This is a genomic window from Caminibacter sp. (assembly GCF_053999135.1).
In genome coordinates, this window is sequence record NZ_JBMXVQ010000022.1 from 1 (window position 1) to 8126 (window position 8126).

At 36.6% G+C, this 8126-nt stretch carries 6 protein-coding genes and 1 pseudogene; all 7 read left to right on the plus strand.

The window, feature by feature from the left end:
* On the plus strand, nt 1–567 hold a 567-nt coding region (locus tag ACXJH6_RS01850), incomplete at its 5' end, for a thiamine pyrophosphate-dependent dehydrogenase E1 component subunit alpha (RefSeq protein WP_456470069.1).
* Complete coding sequence (locus ACXJH6_RS01855; RefSeq protein ID WP_456470070.1) at nt 554–1528, plus strand: alpha-ketoacid dehydrogenase subunit beta; 975 nt, start codon at nt 554–556, stop codon at nt 1526–1528. The genes ACXJH6_RS01850 and ACXJH6_RS01855, both read left to right, overlap by 14 nt.
* Nucleotides 1518–2705 (plus strand): dihydrolipoamide acetyltransferase family protein, encoded by a 1188-nt coding sequence (locus tag ACXJH6_RS01860; RefSeq protein ID WP_456470071.1) that lies wholly within the window; start codon nt 1518–1520, stop codon nt 2703–2705. The genes ACXJH6_RS01855 and ACXJH6_RS01860 overlap by 11 nt, the downstream gene beginning before the upstream one ends.
* Nucleotides 2698–3990 (plus strand): dihydrolipoyl dehydrogenase family protein, encoded by a 1293-nt coding sequence (locus ACXJH6_RS01865; protein WP_456470072.1) that lies wholly within the window; start codon nt 2698–2700, stop codon nt 3988–3990. The genes ACXJH6_RS01860 and ACXJH6_RS01865 overlap by 8 nt, the downstream gene beginning before the upstream one ends.
* Nucleotides 3987–6659, plus strand: coding sequence for a plasma-membrane proton-efflux P-type ATPase (locus ACXJH6_RS01870; RefSeq protein ID WP_456470073.1), 2673 nt, complete (start codon nt 3987–3989; stop codon nt 6657–6659). Before ACXJH6_RS01865 ends, ACXJH6_RS01870 begins: the two co-directional genes overlap by 4 nt.
* Complete coding sequence (locus ACXJH6_RS01875) at nt 6656–7897, plus strand: MgtC/SapB family protein (RefSeq protein ID WP_456470074.1); 1242 nt, start codon at nt 6656–6658, stop codon at nt 7895–7897. The genes ACXJH6_RS01870 and ACXJH6_RS01875 overlap by 4 nt, the downstream gene beginning before the upstream one ends.
* A 9-nt stretch (nt 7898–7906) precedes the next feature.
* Nucleotides 7907–8126: pseudogene (locus tag ACXJH6_RS01880) on the plus strand (aldolase); the annotation flags it as partial.

The window sequence follows — 8126 nt, forward strand, 5'->3', positions numbered from 1 at the left end:
GTTTTTGCAATATTCGGTGATGGGGCAAGCAATGCGGGAGCTTTTTTTGAGAGTATAAATATTGCAAGTGCGTGGAAGCTGCCTATTATATTTTTCGCAGAAAACAACTATTACGCAATAGGGACCCATATTTCATGGGTCAGCCCTTTTGTGGAACTTTATAACAAAGCCAAAAACTATATGCCGAGTAAAAGAATAAACGGAATGGATGTATGTGAAGTTTATAATGCTGTTATGGAAGCAAAAGAGCATATAGAAAACGGGCTTGGCCCTTATTTTATAGAAGCGGAGACATACAGATACGAGGGTCACAGCATGAGTGATGCGGGAAAATACAGAAGCGAAGAAGAAATTGAAATATTTAAACGCCGCGACCCTATCGAAAACTTAAAGAAAAAAGCGCTCGAGCTTGAAATCGTGGATGAAAAATATTTCCAGGAAGCCGACGCAAAGGTTGAAAAAGTGGTAAATGAAGCCGTTGAATTTGCCGCATCTTCGCCTGAACCGGAAGATTATGAACTTTTTGAAGACGTATTTTGTAAGGAGTGTGAAAATGCTTTACCGTGAGGCGCTAAATAAAGCCATTGACGAATCAATGGCGGCAGATGAGAGTGTAGTTATTTTAGGTGAAGATGTGGGAAGATACGGGGGAAGTTACAGGGTAAGTGAAGGGCTTTTCAGTAAATACGGAGAAAAAAGGGTAATAGACACACCTATAGCCGAGCTAAGTATCGTAGGAAACGCAATAGGTATGGCAATAGCCGGACTTAGACCCATAGCTGAGATTATGACTGTTAATTTCTCCCTGCTTGCGATGGACCAGATTATAAACCATGCGGCAAAATTCAGGTATATGAGCGGCGGGAAAATGACTATTCCACTGACAATCAGAATGCCAGGAGGTGTAAGCCGTCAGCTTGCCGCACAGCACAGCGAAAATTATGAAACTTTATATTCATCTATTCCGGGACTTATAGTACTTGCGGCAAGTAATGCCACATATGCCTATTACGGGCTTAAAAGTGCTATTTTCCTAAACGACCCTGTTGTATTTTTAGAACATGAACTTTTATATCCGATGGAAATGGAATTTAAAGAACTGAAAAATTTTGACCCTTTTAAAGCGGAAATAGTAAAAGAAGGAAAAGATTTAACAATCATAACATATCTTAAAATGAGATATGATGTGCTTGAAGCCGAAAAAGAGCTGAGAAAAGCCGGAATTGATGTGGAAATTATCGATTTAAACTCTTTAAGACCTCTTGATATTGAAACAATAGCAAATTCAATTAAAAAAACAAAAAAATGCGTAATTGTTGAAGAAGACCATAAAACCGGGGGAATGGGCGCTGAAATTGTAGCCCAGATTCAAGAAAAGTGTTTTTATGATTTAGACGCACCCGTTCTGAGAATTGCAGGAGAAGACGTGCCTATTCCATATAACAGAAAACTTGAGCTATTATCAATCCCTACTCCCGATAAAATAGTTAAAAAAATCCTTAAATGGAAGGCTGAAAATGGAATATAAAGTAATAATGCCAATTCTCAGCGACACGATGGATAAAGGAAAAATAGTCAAATGGCTGGTCAAAGTTGGAGACTATGTAAAAAAAGAGACTCCAATTGTAGAAATTGAAAGCGACAAAGCCACTATGCAAGTCGAAGCGGGAGTCGAGGGGGTTGTAAAAAAAATTTTGGTAAATGTTGGCGAGGAGGTACCGGTAAAAACCCCTATAGCAATAATCGACACAGAACAAAAAGCGGCAAAAACGGAAGAAACAAAACCTCAACCGAAGACACAGCCAAAAGAAGAAACAAAAACCACTGTCGATATCGATGAAATTCTAAACGAAATTATCTCTTCTAGCCCAAAAAACGTAAGCGGCAGCGCTTCTCCTGCTGCTAAGAAAAAAGCTGCCGAATACGAAATTGACATTGAAGAATTACAAAACAAAGGCGAACTTCCAAAACCGGCTCATTTAAAAGATATCGACGAAGTGATAATAAAAAAATATTTTACTCCAAAAGCCGCCAAACTTATAAAAGAATACAACCTTGATATAAACAATTTTAAATTAGACCATAAAATAAGAAGTGAAGAGGTTTTAAACTATATCAAACAAAACAATATCCCAAAAATCACAAAATTAACCCCAAATCAAATTGCGGTAATTAAAAACGTTCAAAATTCTATAAAAAAACCAACTTTTCTTATATTTGAAAAAATCAACATTACAAAAAAAGAGGGAATTAAACTAACCGCGCAGATTATAAAAGCTTTAGCACTTGCCATGCAAAAAAATCCGCTAACCAGAAGCGTTTTAAAAGAAAATAAACTCTTAACCTACCCTGCTTCAAACATTTCAGTGGCAGTAAGCAGAGACGATGGGCTTTATATGTGTGTGATTAAAAACGCGGAAGAAAAAAGCCTTAATGAAATAAATGAATGGCTAAAAGAGATAAAAACAAAAAGGCTCACTATTGAAGATTTGAGCGGTTCCACTTTTGGGATAAGCAATCTCGGAATGTTCGGGATTGAGAGATTTACCGCCCTTATAAACGACAAAGACGCAGGTATCGGGGCATTTGGAAAAATGAATGAAGGGGAAATTAAAGTAACTTTTACAATAGACCACAGGATACTAAACGGAGTTGAGGCGGCAAAATTCGTAAATGATTTTAAGGAGGAAATTAAAAATGTATGACGTAATAATAATAGGAGGGGGGCTTGGATACGCAGCGGCAATTGTTCTTAGTAAAGCCGGCAAAAAAGTGGCGCTTATAGAAAAAGATTTAAACCACTTAGGAGGCACTTGCCTTCATAACGGCTGTATTCCCTCTAAAAACCTCCTTCACAGAGGCAAAACACTTCTTGAACTGAGCGAAGACGTTTTTGAAGGCAAAGCTAAAATAAACCTCTCCAACCTTCAGGAAAAAATAAAATCCCATATCCAAAATAGCGCAAAAGCCGTTAGGGCTCAATGTAAAGCGGCAGGGGTTGAGCTGATAGAAGGAGAAGGTTTTGTAACGGATGAAGGCGTTGAGGTAAATAACAAAACATTAAAATCAAAAAACATAATAATAGCCACAGGAAGCCGTCCTAGAAAACCGGAGGGAATTGAATTTGATTATAAACATATTATCACTTCAAAAGAAGCGCTTGAATTTAAAAAAGCGCCAAAAGAGATATCAATCTACGGAAGCGGTGCTATTGGGCTTGAGATGGCTTCGTTTTTTGCAAGTATCGGAAGCAAGGTCAATCTAATTTACAGACACGAAACCATTTCAAAGAAATTCCCCGAAATCATCACCAAAAAACTTGAAAATCAGCTAAAAGAAATCGGCGTAAATTTAATGCCTTCCTCCCCTATTTCAAAAGCCTATACCAAAAACAACAAAGCCGTTATGGAAATTAACGGCAAAGAAATCACAAGCGAATATCTTTTAGTCGCAGCCGGCAGAGTGCCGAATACGGATGTTGTAAAAACGGATAAAATAAAAGTTTCAAAAGGCATTGATACGGATGAGTATTTTAAAACGACAATGTCGGGCGTTTATGCCGTTGGAGACTGTAACGGAAAACTTATGCTCGCACACGCGGCAAGGGCTGAGGCTCTAAATGTAGCAAATCAAATTTTAGGCAAAAAAGAAAAATTAAATCTTAACAATATTCCGAAATTTATTTACACACTTCCGCTAAGTTATGCAAGTATCGGAGTATCTTCTACAAAAACGGCGGAATTTCCGATTTCTCATCTTGGAATCAGCGGAAGTTATTTAGGTGATGAAGAAGGAACTCTCAGGATTTACGCAGATGATGAAGGATTTATCACAGGGGCCGATATTTTCGCACCGAATGCAGAAGAGATTATAGGAATATTATCAGCTACGCTTGCCGGAGAAATGGATATTGCTACGCTTGATAAAGCGGTGTTTCCTCATCCGACATACTCCGAAGCAATTGACAGGGCTTTGAGGAGATTTAGATGAAAATTGAGGAATACAAAGATATTCCCGTTGAAAAAATAGCAAGCGAATTTCAAACGGATTTACAAAAAGGACTCTCAAACGAAGAAGCCAAAAAAAGATTAAAAAAATACGGACCAAATGAAATACCGGAAAATAAAGAATCTTTATGGCACAGAATTTTTAGAAGATTTTGGGGACCCATTCCATGGATGATAGAGATTGCAGCTATCTTAAGTGCGCTTGTTCACCACTGGGAAGATTTTACCATTATTATGATAATGCTTTTTGTAAATGCGGGGCTTGATTTTTACCAGGAACACAAAGCGTTAAACGCCATTGAAGTTTTAAAGAAAAAACTTGCAAGAAAAGCGATTGTTCTTAGAGACGGCAAATGGATGGAAATTAATGCAAAAGAGATAGTCCCGGGAGATATTATAAAAATAAAAATAGGAGACATTATCCCGGCAGACGTTAAGCTTATAGGAGGAAGCGATTATCTTTTGGTAGACCAGTCCGCACTTACGGGTGAGAGTCTGCCCGTAACCAAAAAACCGGGAGATATAGCATATTCAAACTCAATCGTAAAACAGGGTGAAATGACGGCTCTTGTAATAGCTACGGGGCTTAATACGTATTTTGGTAAAACGGTCGGTCTTGTTGCAAAAGCCGAACAAAACCAAAGAAGCCATTTTCAAAAAATGGTTATTAATGTGGGTAATTTTTTGATAATAATCACAATATTTATGGTAGGTATTATTATCTTTTACGGTATAAAAAGACATGAACCTATATTTGAGCTGCTTGAATTTTCACTTGTTTTAACTGTATCGGCAATTCCAGTGGCGCTTCCTACGGTACTGACGGTCGTAATGGCTGTCGGAGCACTCAATCTTGCCAAAAAACAGGCAATTGTAAGCCGTCTTGCCGCCATTGAAGAGATGGCGGGGATGGATGTTTTATGTAGTGATAAAACAGGAACGCTGACCCAAAACAAAATGACGGTGGGTGAAGCTTATGTGGAAGAAAACCATGATATAAAAGAACTTTTTAAATACGCACTTCTTGCCAGCAGGAAAGAAAACAACGACCCTATTGAAATCCCTCTTTTTGAATGGGCTAAAAAGCATAATCTAAAACTTCCCCCATTTAAACTTTTAAAATTTATTCCGTTTGACCCGGTTAGAAAAAGAACGGAAGCTTACGTAATAATAGAAGGGAAAAAAATTGTAGCCACAAAAGGTGCCCCTCAGGTAATTATAGAACTAAGCGACCTGAATGAAGAGCATAAAAAACTGGCGTATGAAAAAGTAGAAGAATTTGCCCAAAACGGTTTTAGGACATTAGGAGTTGCTTATAAATTGGCCGATGAAAATAAATTTCACTTTTTAGGACTCATTCCTCTGTTTGACCCTCCAAGACCCGATTCAAAAGAAGCGATTGAAGAAGCAAAAAAAAGAGGCGTTGAAGTTAAAATGGTAACGGGAGACAATGTGGCCGTTGCCAGATATATTGCAAAAATTTTGGGAATCGGTGAAAACATTTATTCAATAAGAGAACTTAAAAACGAAACTCACGACGAATACGTAGAACTTGCCAAAATAATAAGCAAAGCACTGCTGAAAGCTATGAATTTAAGTGAAGACGAAATTCAAAAAAAAGTAAATGAAATAGTACAACTTGTAAAAAAAGAAATCGAAAGAGAACAGAAATTAATAAAAGGCGGCGTAAAAAGGCATGAAAGCGAAATTATAAAAATAATAGAAGAGGCAAACGGATTTGCCGAAGTTTTCCCTGAAGACAAATACTTTATAGTAGATGAACTTCAAAAAAGAGACCATATTGTAGGAATGACGGGAGACGGGGTAAACGACGCTCCGGCTTTGCGAAAAGCGGACGCGGGAATTGCCGTAAGCGGAGCTACGGATGCTGCAAGGGCGGCTGCCGATATTGTTTTGATGGCTCCCGGAATTAAAGTAATAATCGATGCCATTAAGGAAGCGAGAATTACGTTTGAAAGGATGAAAAGCTATACGGTTTTCAGAATTGCCGAAACTATAAGAATTATAGTTTTTATGACCTTATCAATTGTGATTTTTAATTTTTACCCTATTACCGCTTTAATGATTATTATTTTGGCCCTTTTAAATGATATCCCGATTTTGGCAATTGCATACGACAATACAAAAATTAGACGCAAACCTGTCAGATGGGATATGCATGAAATGCTCGTGCTTTCAAGCTGGCTTGGAATTGCGGGGGTTATAAGCAGCTTTTTAATCTTTTACATAACAATGGTTTATCTAAAAGCCCATCCTGAAAGTCTTGCGTTTTTACCTGACGTTCCTAACTGGATTAATGTAAATGATGAAAAATCATGGCTAGGATTTGTCCAGAGTCTCTTTTTTGCAAAACTGGTAATTGCAGGACATGGAACCATTTACAATACAAGGATTGATGACTGGTTTTTCAAAAAACCGTGGCCTTCTTTAATCCTTTTTGGAGCAACATTCTCAACACGGGTTATCGGAACAATTATAGCCGTTTACGGATTTGGACTTATGACTCCTATCGGATGGGGATGGGGGCTTTTTATGTGGGCCTATTCGCTTAGCTGGTTTGTATTTAACGACGCCGTAAAAATGGCTATTTTAAAATATTACAGAAAAACAAAAGGAATAGAGGTATTATGAATGATTTGATTCCTAAAGATTTGATTTCTTTTTTAACGGTCGTCGTTTTTTCTTTTCTTATAGGACTTGAATTAAAAACTTACAGAGTAAATAAATCAAAATCCCATGTAGGTTCAGCCAGAACCTATACTTTTATCGGAGTAATGGGATTTATTTTTTATAAAATTTCTGTTTATTTTTACATTGCAGGATTTATCGCCCTTAGTATTTTATATGCCATCCACTACTATTTTAAAAACGAAAAAGAAAGAACTTCCATTATCTCTTTTTTACTTATGGCAATAGTTTACAGTTTTGGAGGATTAATCCATCTTTATAACCAAATCTGGATGATAGCCCTGCTTTTTGTTTTAGTAGTATTTATTCTTAATTATAAAAGTTATATCGGGAGCATATTAAATGAAATAAATGAAAAAGAATTTGAAACGCTTGGAAAATTTATTCTTTTAAGTGCTGTTATATTGCCTATACTTCCGGATGAACCTTTAAATTATATAGGTATTTCCCCTTTTAAAATATGGCTGGTGGTAGTCGTAATCTCAACAATATCTTACGGCAGTTACCTGGCTCAAAAATTTATTTTTAAAAACAAAGGTTATTTAATTACGGGAATATTCGGAGGACTTTACAGCTCTACCGCGACAACGGTGGTTTTAGCAAAAAAAGCTTTAAATATTAACGCAAAAGATGAACTGTTAAGTATTATCAACTCGGCAATTATTACCGCCACGGCTATGATGTATCTGAGATTATTAATAATTGCTTATATTTTTAACAAAGAAATAGCAAAAAAAATTACTGTACCTATGATTTTATTTGCCATAATTGCTTTAATCACAGCATTCCTCTTATATAAAAAAACATCATCTCTAAACGCACCTATTGATGACAGAAATCCTCTTGAACTTGGAACCGCTTTTGTATTTGCTTTTCTTTTTGTGGCTATGATGGCAATTACCCATTACGTAACAAATCATTTCGGAAATATAGGACTTAAAATCTTATCGTTTATCGTAGGCTTTACGGATATTGATCCTTTTATACTATCTATTCTTACAGGCAAATTTCATATATCAGTAAATTCTTTGGCTTCGGCAATAGTAATAGCAGCAGGAAGTAACAATATTTTAAAAGCGTTTTATGCTTTAATTTTTAGTAAAAAAATTGCAAAAACCTCGGCAATATGGCTTTTTATATTAGGTATTGCAACAATAGGTTACGGACTGATTTTATATTAAATTAAGGAGATGATTATGTTAGAAAAATATTTACCCGCAGACGTCCCACAAGGAAAAAGAAAAGAATTTTTACAGACTTTAGAAGAAGTCACAAATGGCACCGGAAGGCTTATGCTTTTTGCAGGGGATCAAAAAGTAGAACATTTAAACAATGACTTTTACGGCCCGGGCATCCCTGAAGACGATAACGACCCGGAACATCTTTTTAAGATTGCCAGTAAAGCTAAAA